Origin of the sequence: Sphingorhabdus sp. Alg231-15 (genome assembly GCF_900149705.1) — a bacterium.
Lineage (GTDB): Bacteria > Pseudomonadota > Alphaproteobacteria > Sphingomonadales > Sphingomonadaceae > Parasphingorhabdus.
Window position 1 is genome coordinate 3,585,835 of sequence record NZ_LT703001.1, and the last position, 19,047, is coordinate 3,604,881.

Below are 19,047 nucleotides of genomic sequence, written 5' to 3' on the forward strand. Positions count from 1 at the left end.
ATGGCCAGTGCCATTTCTGCAAATAAGGCTGAATTACTCGCTATCGCAAATGCGGTTGCATCGGAAAAGATGATCGACAAGACCATTGTGGTCGAAGCGATGGAAGAGGCCATTCAGAAAGCAGCCCGTGCCCGTTACGGTGCCGAGAATGATATTCGCGCCAAGCTCGACCTGCAAACTGGCGACCTGCGCTTGTGGCGTGTGGTTGAAGTGGTTGAGGAAGTTGAAGACTATTTCAAGCAGGTTGACTTGAAGCAGGCTGAAAAGCTGGAAAAGGGTTCGAAGGTCGGAGACTTCATCGTTGATCCGTTACCCGCTGTTGATCTCGGCCGTATCGATGCACAGTCCGCAAAACAGGTTATCTTCCAGAAAGTCCGTGACGCAGAGCGTGAGCGGCAATTTGAAGAGTTTAAAGACCGTGCTGGTGAGATTATCACCGGTGTCGTCAAGTCGGTCGAATTCGGCCATGTCGTGGTTGACCTCGGCCGCGCTGAAGGCGTTATCCGCCGCGACCAGCAAATTCCACGCGAGGCAGCCCGTGTCGGTGACCGTGTTCGTTCGCTGATCATGAATGTTCGCCGTGAAAATCGTGGACCGCAGATATTCTTGTCCCGCGCGCATCCCGATTTCATGAAGCTCTTGTTTGCGCAGGAAGTTCCTGAAATTTACGACGGCATTATCGAGATTAAAGCCGCCGCTCGTGATCCCGGCAGTCGCGCCAAAATCGGCGTGATCAGCCAGGACAGCTCGATTGATCCGGTTGGTGCCTGTGTTGGTATGAAGGGTAGCCGTGTTCAGGCCGTCGTGCAGGAAATGCAGGGCGAGAAAATCGACATCATTCCATGGTCCGATGATATCGCGACTTTCGTGGTGAACGCATTGCAGCCTGCAACGGTAAGCCGCGTGCTGATCGACGAAGAGGAAGGCCGCATCGAAGTGGTTGTTCCTGATGATCAGCTCAGCCTTGCCATTGGTCGCCGCGGACAGAATGTCCGTCTGGCTTCTCAACTGACCGGTCTGGCCATCGACATCATGACCGAAGCTGACAGCAGCGAGAAGCGTCAGGCCGAGTTTGCCGTCCGCACCGCGATGTTCCAGGAAGATCTGGACGTTGATGAAACCTTGTCGCAGCTTTTGGTCGCCGAAGGCTTTAGCGAGATGGAAGAAGTTGCCTATGTCGCGCCGGAAGAGCTTTCGAACATTGAAGGCTTTGACGACGAATTGGCGGCCGAACTGCAAAGCCGTGCGCTGGAAGCGTTGGAGCGCCGCGAAGCGGCTGCCAAGGCAGAGCGTACCGAGCTTGGTGTTGAAGATGCGATTGCCGAACTGCCGTACATGACCGAAGCCATGTTGGTGACTCTGGGCAAGGCGGGCCTCAAGACTCTCGACGATGTTGCCGATCTGGCAACCGACGAGCTTGTCTTGAAGCGCAAAGCCGAACCTCGCCGCCGCAATGACAATCGCAAGCCAGAGCCCGATGGTGTTTTGGCGACCTATGGTCTGACCGAAGAGCAGGGCAATGAGATTATCATGGCTGCCCGTGCACACTGGTTTGACGACGAGGAAGAAGTGGCTCCTGCTGCTGAAGCAGAAACAGGGGAGGACGCGAATGCGGAAGCTCCCCAATGAGACGCCTTCTAAACCTTTAGATCGCGCACCACACCGTAAATGCATATTGACTGGGGAAAGCCTTCCTCAGGAAGCATTAGTGCGTCTGGCGCTCAGTCCCGACGATGCAATCGCGCCGGATGTCCGTGCCAAAGCGCCGGGCCGGGGTGCGTGGATCAGTGTTGATCGCCATACGCTGGCAGAGGCGCAGGCCAAGGGCGCGTTGAAAGGTGCGTTGGCGCGTGCCTTCAAAACCGGGAAGCTCACTATTCCTGATGATCTGGCCGCGCAGGTTGAAAATGCGCTGGAACGTGCCACATTAGACAGGCTGGGACTGGAAGCGCGTGGCGGGATGCTTCTGACCGGATCAGAAAAGATTGAAACAGCCGCGCGGCAGGGCGATCTCCAAATGCTCCTCCATGCCGCTGATGCTGGCCGTGACGGGTCCTCAAAGCTGGATCAGGCATGGCGGGTTGGCAGTGATCGGGAAGGACAGGATGTCCGCGGTCAGATATTGCCGGTGGACCGACAGGGCCTTTCTGTGGCATTGGGCCGTCAAAATGTCGTGCATATAGGCATAACCGACCACAGGGCGGCGGGGCGAATATCGCACATGCTGGATAGATGGTGCCGCTTTATCGGGTCTGAAAAGACTGACGGCGGCAGTGATGAAGGCGGCGAGGCGGAGAAGAAAGTTGCGTGAACTGGTTTGAAGTTAATCAGTTAAAATATTGAAGTAATGAATTTTTTTAAGGATTAAGTCTGTTCGATGAGTGAAGAAAACAAAGATACCGCAAAACCTGCACGCAAGCCTTTAGGACTGAAGCGTTCGGTTGAGCCTGGTGAAGTCAAACAGACGTTTAGCCACGGACGCACCAATAAGGTTGTCGTCGAGGTCAAGCGCCGCAAGCTGGTGGGCAAACCTGGTGCACAGGAAGCTGCCAAGGACATCGTGCCGGAAACCCCGGCGCCTGCGCCTGCACCCGCTCCGGTAGAAGCAAAGAAGCCCGCGCCTGCGCCCAAGCCGAAGCAGGAAGATGTTCTGACCCGTCAGGAAAAGCAGGCGAAATTGCTGCGCGAGGCTGAGGAAGCCCGTCTGGCCGCCATGGAAGAAGCGCGTAAACGCGATACCAAGGCCAAGAAAGACCAGACCGCCGAAGAGAAAAAACGCGCCGAAGACAAGCGTAAAGCGGAAGAAGAAGCCGCCAAAAAAGCGCAGGAAGAAATTAAGGCAGCGGAAGAAGCAGCAGCTGCTGCAGCTGCCGAAGCGGCAGAAGCCCCCGAAGTTGCCGAAGAAACCAAGCCTGCGACCAGCGGCGCGCAACATCCACCTGCGCGGAAATTCACGCCGGTGGAAGCGCCGAAGCGGCCTGAACCGAAACAGAAACCCAAAACCGGACGCAGTGATCGTGGTGATCGCCGGCAATCCGGCAAGCTGACGGTTAATCGCGCTCTACGCGGTGAGGACGGTGCAGCACGTGCACGCTCGCTTGCGGCGCTCAAACGTGCACGCGAGAAAGAAAAGCGGGCGCAAATGTCTGGTCAACCGCGCGAACCGCGTGAGAAACAGATCCGCGATGTCATCGTGCCAGAAGCGATTACCGTACAGGAACTGTCCAAGCGTATGGGCGAAAAGGGTGCTGATCTTGTCAAATCCCTGTTCAACATGGGCTCGATGGTCACCGTCAATCAGACGATTGATCAGGATACTGCCGAATTGCTGGTTGAGGAATTTGGCCACAATATCGAACGTGTGTCCGAGGCCGATGTCGAAATCGATACCGAGAAAGACGTTGATCCGGAAGAAACGCTGAAGCCGCGTCCTCCCGTGGTTACGATCATGGGCCATGTCGATCATGGTAAGACATCGCTGCTCGACGCATTGCGCGGCACCGATGTTGTTGCCGGTGAAGCAGGCGGCATTACCCAGCATATTGGTGCTTATCAGGTCAAAATGAAATCGGGCGACAAGGTGACGTTCCTTGATACGCCGGGTCATGAAGCCTTTACCAGCATGCGGCTGCGCGGCGCCAATGCGACCGATATCGTGATCCTGGTCGTTGCCGCTGATGACGGCCTGATGCCACAGACGATCGAGGCGATCAACCACACCAAGGCAGCTGATGTGCCGATGATTGTGGCGATCAACAAGATCGACAAGGAAGGTGCTGATCCGATGCAGGTGCGTACGCGTCTCCTGGAACATGAAGTGATCGTCGAGGAAATGTCTGGTGACGTGCAGGATGTTGAGGTCTCTGCGCTGAAGAAGACCAATCTTGAAGAGCTGATCGAGAAGATCCACTTGCAGGCCGAGCTGCTTGAACTCAAAGCCCGCCCGGATCGTCCGGCCGAGGGCATTGTGATTGAGGCGAAGCTGGACAAGGGACGCGGGCCGGTGGCCACCGTATTGGTTCAGCGCGGTACCTTGAAACGTGGTGATATCTTCGTTGTCGGTTCGCAAACCGGTAAGGTTCGGGCGATGATCGACGACAAGGGCGCACAGCCCAAGGAAGCCGGTCCTTCAGTTCCGGTCGAAGTACTGGGGCTGTCCGGCGTTCCATCTGCTGGTGATAAGCTGACCGTGGTCGAGAATGAATCCCGCGCGCGTGAAGTCGCGACTTATCGGGCAGAGCAAGAGAAACTGCAGCGTACGACCCAGGCACCGACGAGCCTTGAGAACATGTTCTCTGCTGCGGCGGACAGCGCGGTTGAATTCCCGCTGCTCGTCAAGGCTGACGTGCAGGGCAGCACCGAAGCGATTGTGCAGGCGCTGAACAAGATATCCAATGACGATATCAAGGTTCGCATCCTGCACAGCGGTGTCGGCGCGATCACCGAGTCCGATGTGACTCTGGCGAGCGCGAGCAAGGCCCCGATTATCGGCTTTAACGTGCGCCCCAATGCCAAAGCCCGCGAAATTGCCAAGCGCGATGGTGTGCGGTTGAAATATTTCGATATCATCTATGATCTGACCGATGAAATCCGCGCTGAAATGGCCGGTGAACTTGGGCCAGAGAAGATCGAGAATGTCATGGGCCGGGCCGAGGTCAAAGAAGTGTTCAAGTCGGGCAAGCGGGACAAGGCTGCTGGTCTGCTGGTCACCGAAGGCACGCTGCGCAAAGGCCTGTTCGCACGGCTTACCCGCGAGGATGTCATCGTCAGCAAGACGACCATCGCCTCGCTCCGCCGCTTCAAGGACGATGTCGAAGAAGTCCGCGCCGGTATGGAATGTGGTGCGGTGCTCGAAGATACCAACGACATCAAACCGGGCGATATGCTGGAAGTCTTTGAGGTTGAAGAGAAAGAACGCGTTCTTTGACGGCCGATCAGTCCTTCTGGGGAACGGAATTGGTTGAGGCGCTGAAGCAAGAGGACATACTGGGCTTTAAACGCCCGCCCTGTTCCGAAGCGGTCAACGCCGTGATTCTGGAGGCGGACAGGGAAACCGGTGCCGTCCGGATGCGATTTGACGCACCGCAAGCGTTTACAAGCCCGCGCGGCACGATCCAGGGCGGATTTGTCGCCGCGATGGTTGACGAAGTGATTGGCATACCGGTGCTGGTAAAATCCGGTGGCGAGAATGCACCGCTTACACTGGATTTGAGCGTGACCTACATCAAACCGGTTCTGCCGGGGCGCGTTTACGGGGAAGGGCAGATTGTCCGCGTGGGGCGTTCTATCGCCTTTCTTGAAGCACAACTCTATGATGAGGCGGGCGCGCTATTGGTGAAGGCCACATCTACGGCTAAGGTTGGACCGACGATAAAGTAATGGCAAAATATAACGACACATCTCCTGAAGGCCGTTCAGTGCGGCTCTTGCGCGTGGGTGAGCAGGTTCGGCATATCTTGTCGGAGCTGCTGATGCGCGGGGAAGTGCATGATGATGTGCTGACATCTCACTCGGTCAGCGTCACCGAGGTGCGCATGTCTCCGGATTTGCGCCATGCCACGGTATTTGTGAAACCCTTGCTGGGCGCCAATGAGGCGGATGTGCTCAAGGCGCTGAAAACCAACACCGCCTATTTTCAGAAGCAGGTCGCCAGCCGGGTAAAGATGAAATATGCCGCTCGGCTTAAATTTCTCGCCGACGAGAGCTTTGACGAAGCGGCGCACATCGAAAATTTGCTGAACAATCCGAAAGTTGCCCAGGATTTGGGTGACGACCAGAGCGAAGAATAGTAAAAGCACATTTTCGCAATCCTGAACTTGATTCAGGATATCATTGCGGGTCATATGGTTAACAGAGATTCTGGAACGATTTCAGAATCATGGGTTTAGAGACTGATTATGGCCAAACTCTATTTCTACTACAGCTCGATGAACGCGGGCAAATCAACCACATTGCTGCAGGCGGATTTCAACTATCGCGAACGCGGCATGCGCACGATGCTGTGGACCGCGGCGCTGGATGACCGCGAGGATGCCGGTTGGATCAACTCGCGTATCGGTCTGAAGAAAAAAGCCCATCTGTTTGAAAATGAAACAGATATGCTGGCAGATATCAGCACGCAACATGAAGAGAATACCCTGGATTGCGTGCTGATCGATGAAGCCCAGTTCATGACCAAGGACCAGGTCTTTCAGGTGGCGTTGGTCGCGGATCAATTGCGCATTCCCGTTCTTGCCTACGGCCTGCGTACCGATTTCCAGGCGGCTCTATTTCCCGGCAGTGCGCAATTGCTAGCCATTGCGGATGAGCTGGTCGAAATCAAAGCGGTCTGTGAATGCGGCAGTAAATCGACGATGAACATGCGTGTCGATGAAGAGGGCAATCCTGTGCTGGCTGGCCAACAAACGGCCATTGGTGGTAACGAGCTATATGTCGCGCTGTGCCGCAAGCATTTCATGGAAAAACTCAATGGCTGACCTGTCGGCGGTACTGGAGGAATTTCCGGTACGTCTGGAACCCCTAGCGGAACATCATATCGAACCGCTGCGTGCCGCCTGTGCGGAGGATCAAGAAATCTGGGATATCTACCCGGTTTCGATGCTGGATGAACATTTCGACGAGGCTATGAAAGCCTTTCACAATACAGACAATTGGGTACAGTTGGCGGTGATCGATACAGAATCCGGCAAGCTGGTGGGTATGAGCAATTATATCAATCCTGATCCCAACACCAAAGTCACCGAAATTGGCGGAACCTATATTGCGCCTTCGGTACGCGGCAGCGGATTTAACGATGTCATGAAGAAGCTGATGATCGATCATGCTTTTGCTTGCGGCTTCACCCGCATCGAATTTCGCGTCGATACCCGCAACAAACGCTCCATGGCGGCGGTGCTGAAGCTGGGCGCCAAGCACGAAGGGACGCTGCGCAAAAACCGGATTACCTGGACTGGCTTTATTCGCGATACGGCTGTATTTGGCTTGCTCCAAGAGGAGTGGGCAAACCGGTAATGACAGATGATGTGAACGGCTGGGTGCAGTCAGCCGACGCGTGGATTGCTTCCATCGGCGAGCAAGGCGACTGGACCCGGCGTACCTTTCTGGACGCCGTTATGCTTGACCGTGCGGTTGCTATTGGCGGGCGGTTTCTCGATGTGGGGTGTGGGGAAGGACGCTTTGTCCGTATGTTGCAAGATCGCGGCATGTCCGGATCGGGCATCGATCCGGTGCCGAGCCTGATTGAAACGGCGCAGAAACGCGATCCAGAGGGCGATTATGCGATTGGCTTTGGTGAAAAACTAGCCTTTGATGAAGCCAGTTTCGACCTGACTATCGCTTATTTGTCGCTGATCGATATTGAAGATTATCGCACGGCGATTGCAGAAATGGCGCGCGTGACGAAGCCTGGTGGTTCCTTGCTTATCGCGAATCTGACCAGCTTTTTTACCGCAGGTAAATGGAGTCGTAGCCTGACAGGTGCCGCAAAAAGCTTTCAGATGGATGATTATTCCAAGGAGCGCGCTACCCGCGAAAAATGGGCAGGCATCGACATCCTAAACTGGCATCGCCCGCTAAGCGCTTATTTCGAAGCTTTCCTCGGCAACGACCTGCAGCTCACGCATTTTTCGGAGCCAACGCCGCCGCCTGTCGATGATGCGAAGCATGACCGCTATACCCGTGTGCCCGGGTTTCTGGTTATGGAGTGGAAGAAGTCGACTCAGGGAAGGTAGATTTATTTTACCCGGGTATATTGACTCGATTATTATCGGGGTATAAATGAGCGTCCGAAAGGATTGACCATGACCACCTATACAGCATTTTCGGAAGCAAACTGGTTGGCGACCGGATCTCGCTCTGAGATTATTGACACCTTGCGCGCTTTGCCTGCGGTTAAGCGGAGTTCGGACATTTTGGTTTTCGATGACGAGACCGGTAATCAGATAGACTTTGATTTGCGGGCCAATGGTGAATCAGAAGCGCCGACAAAGCGGGGGCGGCCAAAACTTGGCGTGATTTCTAAGGAGATCACGTTGCTTCCGCGGCATTGGGATTGGCTGGGAAAGCAATCCGGCGGGGCATCGGCGACATTGCGCCGATTGGTTGATCAGGCGCGAAAAACTGGTGTGGACAAACGAAAAGGACAAGATGCAGCTTATCATTTTCTGACGGTCATTGCAGGAGATTGGCCGCAATTTGAGGAAGTGATACGGGCTCTTTACGCCGGTGATCGGGAACGTTTTGAATTGCTTTCCAAGCAATGGTCGGCTTCGGTCCGCGATCACGCTATCGGTCTGGCATGGCCAAATCCCTGATGCTTTTCTCCAGGAATTATTTTTGAAACCGCACGGCTGGATCATTCTCGACAAACCGCTGGAGCTGGGATCAACCCAGGCCGTTGGTGCAGTGAAGCGTAACCTGCGTGAAGCGGGTCTGCTCGGAAAGGGCAAGGACAAGACCAAGGTCGGTCATGGCGGAACGCTGGATCCGCTGGCGACCGGGGTCTTGCCGATTGCCATAGGCGAAGCGACGAAGCTTTGCGGGCGGATGCTGGATGCTTCGAAAATCTATGAATTTACGATTGCGTTTGGAAGCGAGACCGAGACACTGGACGCAGAGGGAGAGATATCCGAAACTTCCGACCATCTGCCGACCTTGGTCGAGGTGGAAGCGATATTGCCGCAATTTACCGGGCCGATTGAACAGATACCGCCGAAATATTCCGCTCTGAAGATTGATGGCAGGCGGGCTTATGATTTGGCGCGCGCCGGTGAAGCGGTGGAGATGAAAATGCGGAGTGTGACGATATATTCCCTGGAAATTCGTCATCCTGAACTTGATCCAGCATCTGTTGGAAAACTGCAAGACATCACTCTGACCGCCAACGTTTCGAAAGGCACCTATATTCGATCTCTGGCGCGCGATATTGCTCGCGCACTCGGTACTTTCGGACATGTTTCGATGCTGCGCCGTACTAAGGCCGGGCCCTTTACGCTCAAACATGCGATTTCGCTGGACAAACTCAATGAAATTGGTAAGGGCGCGGACATTAAAGATTATCTCTTGCCGCTTGAGGCGGGGCTGGACGACATCCCGGCTTTCGACCTCACTCCTGATCAGGCGAGACTGCTTCGGCAAGGCCAAGTGCTGGACGAACAGGATTTGATTGGGAACCCCGCCATAAACGGGCTCTTTTTAGCAACCGAGGATAGCTCTCCGGTTGCGTTAGCAGAGTTAGTTGATGGGGCCATCAAGGTCGTTCGCGGGTTTAATTTATAAAGATGTTCGAAGGAAAAATAAGAATATGACGATTACAGCAGAAAAAAAGCAGGAACTGATTGAAAAATTCGCCCAGACAAAAGGCGATACCGGTTCCCCGGAAGTACAGGTTGCCGTTCTTACCGAACGTATTGTAAACCTGACCGAGCATTTCAAAGGTCATCACAAAGACAACCACTCCCGTCGCGGTTTGCTGATGATGGTCAACAAGCGTCGCAGCTTGCTGGACTATCTCCGCAAGAAAGACGCGGCCCGCTATTCCAAGTTGATTAAAGACCTTGGTCTCCGGAAATAAGAGTTTCGAAGACGGCCTCCATGCGGGGCCGTTTTCTTATTGGGCGTTGCAGCAATAAGGCGGCAATGCTTCACACCAGGGGCACAAATGACCCCGAACCGCTGTTCAGCCGGATTGCTGAACAAATGAAAGCCCCCGCACTGCATAGGGCAGGCGGGACAAAGGAAAACAAGAATGTTTGATGTAAAGAAAGTTGAAATGGAGTGGGGCGGACAGACCCTCACTTTGGAAACGGGCCGTATTGCCCGTCAGGCTGATGGCGCGGTACTCGCGACCCTCGGCGAAACGGTTGTACTCTGTGCAGTTACCGCCGCTAAATCGGTACGCGAAGGACAGGATTTCTTCCCGCTGACCGTACACTATCAGGAAAAATTCTCAGCCGCTGGTCGTATTCCAGGCGGTTTCTTCAAGCGCGAAGGCCGCGCGACGGAAAAAGAAACGCTAACATGTCGTTTGATTGACCGTCCTTGCCGTCCGCTGTTCCCCGAAGGTTTCTACAACGAAATCAACGTGATTTGTCAGGTGATGAGCTATGATGGCGTCAACGAGCCTGACATTCTCGCCATGGTCGCGGCATCTGCTGCGCTGACCATCTCAGGCGTTCCCTTCATGGGCCCAATTGGTGCGGCTCGTGTGGGTTACAAAGAAGGCGAATATCAGCTGAACCCAAGCATGGACGAAGTTGGCGAAGGCGAGCTCGATCTGGTTGTTGCCGGTACACAGGGCGCAGTGATGATGGTGGAATCGGAAGCGAAAGAGCTTTCCGAAGAAGTCATGCTCGGTGCAGTCGATTTTGCTCACAACGCTTGTAAAGACGTTGCTGGCTTGATCATTGATCTGGCGGAACAGGCTGCGAAAGAGCCTTGGGAGCTTGCTCCAACCGAAGATAACAGCGCGATGAAGGAAGATCTGCGTAAGTTGGTTGGTGATGATATCGCTGCGGCTTACAAGCTGACCGATAAATCAGCGCGTTCAGATGCGTTGAATGTCATGCGTGACAAAGCCAAAGAGAAATATGCCGAAGAAGACGGCCAGACCCAGATGACTGCCGGTAAGATGGTCAAGAAACTGGAAGCTGAAATCGTTCGCGGCGCGATCATCAAAGACGGTACCCGTATTGATGGCCGTAAGCTTGATCAGGTTCGCCCGATTGAAGCCATGGTTGGTTTGTTGCCACGGACCCACGGTTCGTCGCTCTTCACTCGCGGTGAAACGCAAGCGATTGTGACCACGACACTGGGCACCAAAGACGCCGAGCAAATGATCGATGGTCTGGATGGTCTTAGCTACAGCAACTTTATGCTGCACTATAACTTCCCGCCTTATTCGGTTGGTGAAGTTGGTCGTTTCGGATTTACCAGCCGCCGCGAAACCGGTCACGGTAAGCTCGCATTCCGCGCGCTTCGTCCGGTATTGCCGACGGTTGATGATTTCCCATATACCATCCGTGTTCTTTCCGACATTACCGAGTCTAACGGCTCTTCTTCAATGGCAACCGTCTGCGGCGGTTCGCTGGCGATGATGGACGCTGGTGTGCCTTTGGCAAGCCCGGTTTCCGGTATTGCGATGGGCTTGATCCTTGAAGGCGAAGACTTCGCCGTTCTCTCCGACATTCTCGGTGACGAGGATCATCTCGGCGATATGGACTTCAAAGTTGCTGGTTCCGAGAAAGGCATCACCTCTTTGCAGATGGATATCAAGGTAGCCGGCATTACGCAGGAAATCATGAAATCTGCTCTGGAACAAGCCAGTGGCGGCCGTGCGCATATCTTGGGCGAAATGTCCAAGGCGCTTAGCAGCACGCGTACTGAAATGTCCGAACATGCTCCGCGTATCGAAACACTGCAGATCAACAAAGAGAAGATCCGTGACGTTATCGGTACCGGCGGTAAAGTGATCCGCGAAATTGTTGCGGAAACCGGCGCGAAGGTCGACATTGACGATGAAGGCCTGATCAAGGTTTCTTCCTCCGACAAGTCGCAGATCGACGCGGCTCTGAAATGGATCGAAGGCATTGTAGAAGAAGCCGAAGTTGGCAAAATCTATGATGGTAAGGTTGTGAACCTCGTCGACTTTGGTGCGTTCGTGAACTTTATGGGCGGCAAAGACGGTCTCGTCCACGTTTCTGAAATCAAGAATGAGCGTGTCGAGAAGGTTGCCGACGAACTGAGCGAAGGTCAGGAAGTCAAGGTAAAGGTTCTCGAGATTGACCAGCGCGGCAAGGTTCGCCTGTCGATGCGGGTTGTTGATCAGGAAACCGGTGAAGAGCTGGAAGACACACGTCCTCCACGCGAAAGCAAGCCACGTGGTCCGCGCCGGGATGGCGGCGGTGGCCGTGGTCGCGGTCGTGATGGCGGCGGCGGCGGACGTGGCCGTGGTCGGAACAACGATGGTCCAAAGGATGAGGGCGGCGATATTCCATTGCCAAGCTCGATCACTGAAGACTAGATCTTCTGAAAGATTGCATGAAAAGGGCTCCGTGAAAGCGGGGCCCTTTTTTATTGCGTGGGTTGCAGTCTGATCAGGAACCAGGCGGCAATAGCACTGATCAATGCCAATAATGCGCCAACCCATGCGGCATTGGCAAAGCCGGTAACCAACCCGCCATTGCCGCCATCGCTGCTGATCAAGACAAACCCGAGCAGGGCCGTTGCGATCAGTCCGGCGGACCGCGATATCGCGTTGTTGATGCCCGAAGCGGTGCCGCCATGCTGGTCGTCAACACTCGCCATGACCGCGGTGGTCAGCGGTGCCACGCTGGCGGTCATGCCCAGCGCGATGATCATCAGCGCAGGAAATATGTCGCGCCAATAGTTGATCTCGGTACCGCTCAACAGGCTAAAGTAGAAAAATCCAGCCGCGACAATCGCCGGGCCGACAGTCAATATCATCCGGACGCCAAAACGGTCACTGAGCCCGCCGGCATAACGCGACAATATCGCCATGGTCAGCGGGAAGGGGAGGAGCGCAAAGCCGGTCTCGGTCGCCGAATAACCACCGGCGTTGATCAGTGTGAACGGCAAAAGCACCAGCAAACCGCCAAGCGCAGCATATAGAAACAGTGTCAGCATCGAGATCCCGGCAAAGCTGGCGGTATTGAACAGATGGAGCGGCACCATCGCCTGATCATTTTTGTGTTTTTCGACGCGCAGAAACAGGATGATGGCCAACACTGCAACGCTGGCCGTCAGCCATTTGATCCAGCGCGCGACACTGTCATCGGGCAGCACCGTCAACGTCCAGACCAACGCCCCCAGCCCGATGGTGATCAAACTCGCCCCGCTCCAATCGAGAGGATGAGCGCTTGAAGGCTGTTCGCGGTTTTCCGTGATCGCTTTTTGACCGATGATCAGTGCGATAACTGCCAGTGGTATGATGATCGCGAAAGCCCAGCGCCAATTGCCCAGGTCAATCGCCCAGCCGCCAATGACCGGTGCAATGGCTCCGGCGAAAGCGCCCATGCCAGCCCAAGTGCCAATGGCCTTCCCACGCTCGCTCTCACTGAAGCTGGTCGAGATAATGGCCAGACTATTGGGAGCGAGCAGTGCCGCACCAAGGCCCTGAATAGCGCGCATGACCAGCAAGAGATTCAAACTGGGTGCAAAAGCACAAGCCAGAGTGGCCAGCGTGAACAGGATAAGGCCGGCCTGAAACATCAGCTTACGGCCATATTTGTCACCCAGCGCGCCGCCCAGCAGAACCAGCGCACCGACCGGCAAGAGGTAGCTGTTGATAATCCACTGTGCCCCTTGTGCTCCGGTGCTGAACTCCGCCTGCATGGAGGGCAAAGCGACATTGACAATCGCGCCCATGACGAAGGCCAGGCTGGACCCCGCTACAGTCGCAACAAGAACACCGGTCTTATGTGTGCAATCCTTCTCCGCCGGCGAAAAGCCTAGGCTTTCATCGCAGGGGGCGGGAAGGGCGGTGGTCACGCCATTTCAGTCTGGGTTTCAGTTTGCTCTGTTTCTGCGCTCGGGTTCGTATCGCAATGTACGTCTATCGCTATGGCGGGAACCTGGCTGTTATTCTGAGAAAGCGGGACGGGCTGGCTATTCGGGGGCTGCATCATGGGATCATTCTGACCGTTCATCCTGCAGATATCAAGGGGCGGTTATGGCGCTAACAGAAAGGCTGTGCCGATAATTAGGCTATTGGCGGGCAGGATATTAGTGGTTAAGGGAAGTGTTATGAAAAACATGATCATCAAAGCGGCTCTGTTGGGCCTGTCAGTTACCACTCTTTCGGCCTGTGCAGCACTTGGCGGCGGCGGGAATAGCGGCGCTGATACCCGCTATGTCGCACGCGACGTAAACACGCTCTACAATGCGGCGAAAGACCGGCTCGACCGCGGTCAATACAAGGTCGCAGCTGCCTTGTTTGACGAGGTTGAGCGGCAGCACCCCTATTCGCCATGGGCCCGCCGTGCGCAGCAGATGAGTGCCTTCAGCTATTATGTTGCTGGTGACTATAACAAAGCGATCGAATCATCACGGCGTTTCCTGTCAATTCATCCGGGTAACAAAGACGCACCTTATGCCTATTATCTGATTGCGCTCAGCTATTATGAGCAGATCAGCGATGTGACCCGTGACCAGAAAATTACCGAGCAGGCTCTGGCAACACTGGGTGAAGTGGCCCGCCGCTATCCCAATAGCCGCTATGCAGCAGATGCCCTGTTAAAGATGGATCTGGTCAACGACCATCTGGCCGGCAAGGAAATGGAAATTGGCCGTTTCTATCAACGACGCGGCAAATGGCTGGCCGCAACCATCCGGTTCCGCACGGTCATTGAGAAATATGAAACCACCACCCACTCGCCGGAAGCTCTGATGCGGCTGACGGAATCCTATCTTGCATTGGGTATTCCTTCAGAAGCGAAGAAAAGCGCGGCTGTATTGGGCGCCAACTATCCCGGTTCAAAATGGTATGAGCGCGCTTATGATCTGGTCAACAAGCATGATGCGACCTGATTTTGTGTAAATTGCCGCGTTCCATGTTCATGGAGCGTTGCAGCTAAGATAAACGTGATTTAAGAGAGGGCTGTGCTGCAGTCCCTTTCCATCCGTGACATTGTTCTAATCGAGGCGTTGGACCTGGAATTCGGATCCGGTCTGTCGGTGCTGACCGGTGAGACGGGCGCGGGCAAATCCATATTGCTGGACTCCCTCGGCCTTGCTCTGGGCAATCGCGCGGATAGCGGATTGGTCCGGCAAGGCACCCAAAAAGCCCAAGTAACCGCGAGCTTTGACACGCCGGCTAATGGCAGCAAACTGGCTGTCTATCTCCAAGACAACGATATCGATGTGGAGCCTGGCGAACCCTTAATCATCAAGCGTTCGGTCAAGGCCGATGGCGGCAGCCGCGCATTCGTCAATGATCAACCTTGTTCAGCGACGTTGCTGCGCGAATTGGGGAGCAAGCTGATTGAGATACATGGCCAGCATGATGATCGCGGTTTGATCAATCCCAAGGGCCATCGGGCATTGCTGGACACCTATGCGGGTAGCAATGGTGCAAAGGTCAGACAGGCTTTTGAAGGCTGGCAATCCGCAAAGGCGGCTCTGGAGAAAGCGCTTGCTGATCAGGAAGCGGCGGAGCAGGATCGCGAATATCTCGAACATAGCGTGACCGAACTCTCAAAATTTGCACCGCAACCGGGAGAAGAGCAGGAGCTGGCTCTCGAACGCGCGACGATGATGAAGGGCGAGAAACTAACCGGTGATCTGGAAGCGATCAGGGCAGCTTTTGATGGATCCAATGGCGGCCTGGCCTCGCTCCGGGCAGCGGCGCGGCGGCTGGACCGGATTTCGGAAGATCACCCGTTGTTGGCAGAAGCGTTACAGGCGATTGATCGCGCGGTGATCGAGGCCAGCGAGGCGGAGGAAAAACTGAATGATGCGGCCCATGCGCTGACTTTTGATCCGCAGCGGCTCGACGACATGGAAACGCGGCTCTTTGATTTGCGTGCTTTGGCCCGCAAGCACCGGGTTGAGGGAGATGCCTTGCCGCAATTGCTGATCGATCTCGAAACGCGGCTCTTGGCGATTAGCGACGGTGGGAAGTCATTAGGAGCTCTGGAGGCAAATGTGACAGCCGCCAAACAAGCTTATGTTGCAGCAGCGGAAGCGTTGCGGGGAAAACGGACCAAGGCAGCCAAAGCACTGGATAAGGCGGTTGCCGGGGAACTGGTGCCGCTAAAGCTGGACGCGGCGCGGTTTGAAACATTGCTGGAACCGCTGGAAGAAGATCGCTGGGGCGCGAACGGTATGGATCGGATCGAATTCCTGATCTCGACCAATCCGGGTGCGCCTCTTGCGCCGCTCGGCAAGATTGCCTCGGGTGGGGAATTGTCGCGGTTTATCTTGGCCTTGAAAGTCGCATTGGCGGAAGAAGGCGGGGCAAAGACAATCATTTTTGACGAAGTCGACCGCGGCGTTGGCGGCGCTGTGGCTTCGGCCATTGGCGACCGGCTATCGCGCCTGTCTGGCAGCGCGCAATTGCTGGTGGTGACCCACAGCCCGCAAGTGGCGTCCAAGGGCAATGCCCATATGCTGATCAATAAAAGCTCCAACGGCACGGTGTCGCGCACGGATGTAAATGCACTGGATGGCGAAGGTCGGCGGCAAGAGATTGCACGGATGCTGTCAGGTGCCGATGTCACCGATGAGGCGAGGGCGCAGGCGGATCGTTTGCTGGAGGGGGTTTGATGCGGTTCTATCTTAAGCCCCTCCCTTTCAAGGGAGGGGTTGGGGTGGGATTGGCGCAGCCAATATCATCTTTTTGCCAATGTTAGGATATCAACCCATTTCCTCCTGCGAAAGCGAGGGTTTTCTTATTGGCTGACCGATCGACCTTGCTGCAACGTGCAAAGAAGATGCGGCTCAATCCAACGGAGGCCGAAAAACGCTTGTGGCGGCATCTATCAGCTTCACAGTTGGGCGGATATAAATTCCGCCGACAGACAGTAATTGAGCAATTTATCGCTGATTTCCTCTGCCCCAAAAAAGCACTTGTTGTTGAAGTTGATGGTGATACTCATGATCAGCTGCAGGATGCAAAACGTGATCTGCGATTGAGCCAGAGAGGTTTTCGCACTATCCGTTTTTCTAATCAAGAAGTGATGGAAAATATGGATGGCGTATTGATGGCAATATTGAAAGTTTTGAACGAAATGCCTGATCGATGGTCGGTATCCTCCACCCCAAACCCCTCCTCTGAAGAGGAGGGGCTCAAGTGAGATTATCCGAAGCCGATGCCGCAAACGAACTAATGCGTCTGGCGAAAGTCATCGCCAGGCACAACAAGCTCTATCACGCCGACGACATGCCGGAAATTGCTGACGCGGAATATGATGCGCTGGTGCGGCGGAATAATGAGCTGGAAGAGGCGTTTCCGCATTTGGTGCGCGACGATAGTCCCAACAAGCTGGTCGGCGCGGCGGTGGCGGCGTCCCCCCTTTCAAAAGTTGCGCACGAGCAACGGATGATGAGCCTCGACAACGGCTTTTCGGATGAGGATATCGCCGAATGGCTAGCGCGGGTGCGGCGGTTTTTGAACCTGCCAGAGGACGAGACAGTCGCGGTCACAGCGGAAGACAAGATTGACGGTCTGTCTTGCTCCCTCCGTTACGAGAAAGGCGAACTGGTTCTGGCCGCGACGCGTGGCGATGGCCAGATCGGTGAGGATGTGACGGCCAATGTCCGGATGATTGCGGATATTCCACAGACTTTGAAGAAAACAAACCCCTCCCTTTCAAGGGAGGGGGAAGGGGTGGGTGCGGCACCGAAGGTGTCGCTTGCGCAAGCAACTGATGATGTCGAAGACTCCTCCACCCCAACCCCTCCTCTGAAGAGGAGGGGCTATGAGATCCCGGATGTTTTCGAAATTCGTGGTGAGGTCTATATGGCCAAAGCTGATTTTGATGGCCTTAACACGCGCCTGATGGAGGAAGGCAAGGCAGACGCAGCGGCAAAAAACGCCGAATTTGATCCTGAGAAAATCCGTCAGTTTGCCAATCCGCGTAATGCAGCAGCAGGTTCACTGCGGCAGAAAGATGCCAATATCACCGCCAAACGCCCCTTGAAATTCTGGGCCCATGGCTGGGGTGTAGCGAGCGCGCTGCCGGGTGAAACGGCCTTTGACGTCATGACGGCGATTGAAAGCTGGGGTCTGCCGCTGTCACCTTTGGTCAAACGGTTTGAAACGCTGGAGCAGATGCTCGATCACTACCGGCATATCGAAGCGGAACGCGCAGACCTGCCTTATGATATTGACGGGGTTGTCTATAAGGTCGACCGTCTCGACTGGCAGCAGCGTCTGGGCTTTGTAGCAAAGGCACCGCGCTGGGCATTGGCACATAAGTTTCCCGCAGAGCAGGCGCAGACAACCCTGCAGAGCATTGATATTCAGGTGGGGCGCACCGGCAAACTGACGCCGGTGGGTCGCCTGAAACCGGTAACGGTGGGCGGCGTTGTGGTATCCAATGTCACGCTGCACAACCGCGATGAAATTGAACGGCTCGGCGTACGCCCCGGTGATCGCGTACTGGTCCAGCGCGCAGGCGATGTGATACCGCAAGTGGCTGAAAATCTGACCCGTGATGAAGAACGCGAACCTTATATTTTCCCGGACCATTGCCCCGAATGTAACAGTGAGGCGGTGGCGGAAGAGGGCGAGGTTGATGTGCGCTGCACCGGCGGCCTGATCTGTCCGGCGCAGCGGTTTCAGCGGCTGGTGCATTTCGTGTCCCGGGCCGCGCTCGATATTGATGGGTTGGGTGAGAAGAGCATCGCTGAGTTTATTGACGCTGGCTTCATCGAGAGCCCCGCCGATATTTTCCGGCTGCATCAGCATCGTGATGCCATATTGGCGCGTGAGGGCTGGCAGGAAAAGTCTGTGGATAATCTGTTGGCCGCTGTGGAAAAGAAACGGTCTGCGGACGCTGCTCGCCTCTTATTTGGCCTAGGTATCCGGCATATCGGCGCGGTGACAGCGCGCGATCTGATGAAAAATTTCATGACGCTACCCAAATTGGCCGAAATCGGAATAGCCGCCCGCGAGGATGAGGCTGTCCGTGAAGAGATAACCGCGATTGACGGCGTTGGACCGACGGTTGCACAGGCATTGGCCGATTTCTTCCATGAACCGCATAATCGTGCCGTTTGGGAAGACCTGCTCAGCGAAGTCACGCCCCCGGACTATATCGTCGAGACCCGGGACAGCGCTGTCGCCGGGAAGACAGTTGTCTTCACCGGCAAGCTGGAAACCATGAGCCGCGATGAGGCAAAGGCGCAGGCCGAGGCACTAGGGGCGAAAGCATCGGGTTCGGTGAGCGCGAAGACCGACTTGCTGGTCGCCGGACCGGGTGCAGGATCAAAAATGAAAAAGGCCGCCGAACTCGGTATTGAAGTGATCGACGAAGCGGCATGGGCCGATATTGTGAAGGCGGCTGGATAAGCCGAAATTACGGGGAG

Annotated in this window: 17 protein-coding genes; 16 read left to right on the forward strand and 1 reads right to left on the reverse strand. The window is 55.3% G+C overall.

What is annotated here, in order from left to right:
- The 12 genes from nusA to pnp all read left to right on the forward strand — a co-directional run bounded on the left by nusA (window position 1) and on the right by pnp (window position 12,019).
- Window positions 1-1,629, forward strand: a complete 1,629-nt coding sequence (gene nusA, locus DG177_RS17435; RefSeq protein ID WP_108812654.1) for a transcription termination factor NusA — start codon at window positions 1-3, stop codon at window positions 1,627-1,629.
- Complete coding sequence (locus DG177_RS17440; RefSeq protein WP_108812655.1) at window positions 1,610-2,311, forward strand: DUF448 domain-containing protein; 702 nt, start codon at window positions 1,610-1,612, stop codon at window positions 2,309-2,311. Before nusA ends, DG177_RS17440 begins: the two co-directional genes overlap by 20 nt.
- Window positions 2,312-2,377: 66 nt before the next feature.
- Window positions 2,378-4,927: a translation initiation factor IF-2 gene (infB, locus tag DG177_RS17445; protein ID WP_108812656.1), complete on the forward strand. Its 2,550-nt coding sequence runs from the start codon at window positions 2,378-2,380 to the stop codon at window positions 4,925-4,927.
- Window positions 4,924-5,379: a hotdog fold thioesterase gene (locus DG177_RS17450; RefSeq protein ID WP_108812657.1), complete on the forward strand. Its 456-nt coding sequence runs from the start codon at window positions 4,924-4,926 to the stop codon at window positions 5,377-5,379. Before infB ends, DG177_RS17450 begins: the two co-directional genes overlap by 4 nt.
- Complete coding sequence (gene rbfA / locus DG177_RS17455; RefSeq protein WP_108812658.1) at window positions 5,379-5,789, forward strand: 30S ribosome-binding factor RbfA; 411 nt, start codon at window positions 5,379-5,381, stop codon at window positions 5,787-5,789. The genes DG177_RS17450 and rbfA overlap by 1 nt, the downstream gene beginning before the upstream one ends.
- Before the next feature lie 108 nt (window positions 5,790-5,897).
- Window positions 5,898-6,476: a thymidine kinase gene (locus DG177_RS17460; RefSeq protein WP_108812659.1), complete on the forward strand. Its 579-nt coding sequence runs from the start codon at window positions 5,898-5,900 to the stop codon at window positions 6,474-6,476.
- Complete coding sequence (locus DG177_RS17465) at window positions 6,469-7,011, forward strand: GNAT family N-acetyltransferase (RefSeq protein ID WP_108812660.1); 543 nt, start codon at window positions 6,469-6,471, stop codon at window positions 7,009-7,011. The genes DG177_RS17460 and DG177_RS17465 overlap by 8 nt, the downstream gene beginning before the upstream one ends.
- The gene (locus tag DG177_RS17470) at window positions 7,011-7,730 is read left to right on the forward strand and encodes a methyltransferase domain-containing protein (protein WP_108812661.1); all 720 of its coding nucleotides are present in this window, start codon (window positions 7,011-7,013) and stop codon (window positions 7,728-7,730) included. The genes DG177_RS17465 and DG177_RS17470 overlap by 1 nt, the downstream gene beginning before the upstream one ends.
- Before the next feature lie 69 nt (window positions 7,731-7,799).
- Window positions 7,800-8,312, forward strand: a complete 513-nt coding sequence (locus tag DG177_RS17475; RefSeq protein WP_108812662.1) for a DUF2239 family protein — start codon at window positions 7,800-7,802, stop codon at window positions 8,310-8,312.
- Window positions 8,313-8,334: 22 nt separating this feature from the next.
- Window positions 8,335-9,276 (forward strand): tRNA pseudouridine(55) synthase TruB, encoded by a 942-nt coding sequence (gene truB, locus DG177_RS17480; protein WP_108812663.1) that lies wholly within the window; start codon window positions 8,335-8,337, stop codon window positions 9,274-9,276.
- A gap of 25 nt (window positions 9,277-9,301) precedes the next feature.
- Window positions 9,302-9,571, forward strand: coding sequence for a 30S ribosomal protein S15 (gene rpsO, locus DG177_RS17485; protein ID WP_108812664.1), 270 nt, complete (start codon window positions 9,302-9,304; stop codon window positions 9,569-9,571).
- Window positions 9,572-9,745: 174 nt separating this feature from the next.
- A complete protein-coding gene (gene pnp / locus DG177_RS17490; RefSeq protein WP_108812665.1) occupies window positions 9,746-12,019 on the forward strand; it encodes a polyribonucleotide nucleotidyltransferase in 2,274 nt (757 codons plus the stop codon).
- A gap of 50 nt (window positions 12,020-12,069) precedes the next feature.
- Here pnp and DG177_RS17495 read toward each other — a convergent pair whose 3' ends face one another.
- Window positions 12,070-13,506, reverse strand: a complete 1,437-nt coding sequence (locus tag DG177_RS17495; RefSeq protein ID WP_108812666.1) for an MFS transporter — start codon at window positions 13,504-13,506, stop codon at window positions 12,070-12,072.
- 264 nt (window positions 13,507-13,770) lie between these two features.
- Between DG177_RS17495 and DG177_RS17500 the strand changes: the two genes are divergently transcribed.
- The 4 genes from DG177_RS17500 to ligA all read left to right on the forward strand — a co-directional run bounded on the left by DG177_RS17500 (window position 13,771) and on the right by ligA (window position 19,030).
- Window positions 13,771-14,544, forward strand: a complete 774-nt coding sequence (locus tag DG177_RS17500) for an outer membrane protein assembly factor BamD (protein ID WP_108813054.1) — start codon at window positions 13,771-13,773, stop codon at window positions 14,542-14,544.
- 72 nt (window positions 14,545-14,616) lie between these two features.
- Complete coding sequence (recN, locus tag DG177_RS17505) at window positions 14,617-16,281, forward strand: DNA repair protein RecN (protein WP_108812667.1); 1,665 nt, start codon at window positions 14,617-14,619, stop codon at window positions 16,279-16,281.
- 128 nt (window positions 16,282-16,409) lie between these two features.
- Window positions 16,410-16,811 carry a DUF559 domain-containing protein gene (locus DG177_RS17510; RefSeq protein ID WP_108812668.1) on the forward strand — a complete coding sequence of 134 codons (402 nt, stop codon included), beginning with the start codon at window positions 16,410-16,412 and terminating at the stop codon, window positions 16,809-16,811.
- Between the two features lie 32 nt (window positions 16,812-16,843).
- Window positions 16,844-19,030: an NAD-dependent DNA ligase LigA gene (gene ligA / locus DG177_RS17515; protein ID WP_108813055.1), complete on the forward strand. Its 2,187-nt coding sequence runs from the start codon at window positions 16,844-16,846 to the stop codon at window positions 19,028-19,030.
- Window positions 19,031-19,047 lie beyond the last annotated feature (17 nt).

Coding starts and splice junctions, on each gene's coding strand:
- rpsO (WP_108812664.1), top strand. CDS start 9,302: ATGACGATTACAGCAGAAAAAAAGCAGGAACTGATTGAAAAATTCGCC.
- nusA (WP_108812654.1), top strand. CDS start 1: ATGGCCAGTGCCATTTCTGCAAATAAGGCTGAATTACTCGCTATCGCA.
- rbfA (WP_108812658.1), top strand. CDS start 5,379: ATGGCAAAATATAACGACACATCTCCTGAAGGCCGTTCAGTGCGGCTC.
- DG177_RS17470 (WP_108812661.1), top strand. CDS start 7,011: ATGACAGATGATGTGAACGGCTGGGTGCAGTCAGCCGACGCGTGGATT.
- DG177_RS17460 (WP_108812659.1), top strand. CDS start 5,898: ATGGCCAAACTCTATTTCTACTACAGCTCGATGAACGCGGGCAAATCA.
- pnp (WP_108812665.1), top strand. CDS start 9,746: ATGTTTGATGTAAAGAAAGTTGAAATGGAGTGGGGCGGACAGACCCTC.
- DG177_RS17440 (WP_108812655.1), top strand. CDS start 1,610: ATGCGGAAGCTCCCCAATGAGACGCCTTCTAAACCTTTAGATCGCGCA.
- infB (WP_108812656.1), top strand. CDS start 2,378: ATGAGTGAAGAAAACAAAGATACCGCAAAACCTGCACGCAAGCCTTTA.
- DG177_RS17465 (WP_108812660.1), top strand. CDS start 6,469: ATGGCTGACCTGTCGGCGGTACTGGAGGAATTTCCGGTACGTCTGGAA.
- DG177_RS17500 (WP_108813054.1), top strand. CDS start 13,771: ATGATCATCAAAGCGGCTCTGTTGGGCCTGTCAGTTACCACTCTTTCG.
- ligA (WP_108813055.1), top strand. CDS start 16,844: ATGCGTCTGGCGAAAGTCATCGCCAGGCACAACAAGCTCTATCACGCC.
- DG177_RS17475 (WP_108812662.1), top strand. CDS start 7,800: ATGACCACCTATACAGCATTTTCGGAAGCAAACTGGTTGGCGACCGGA.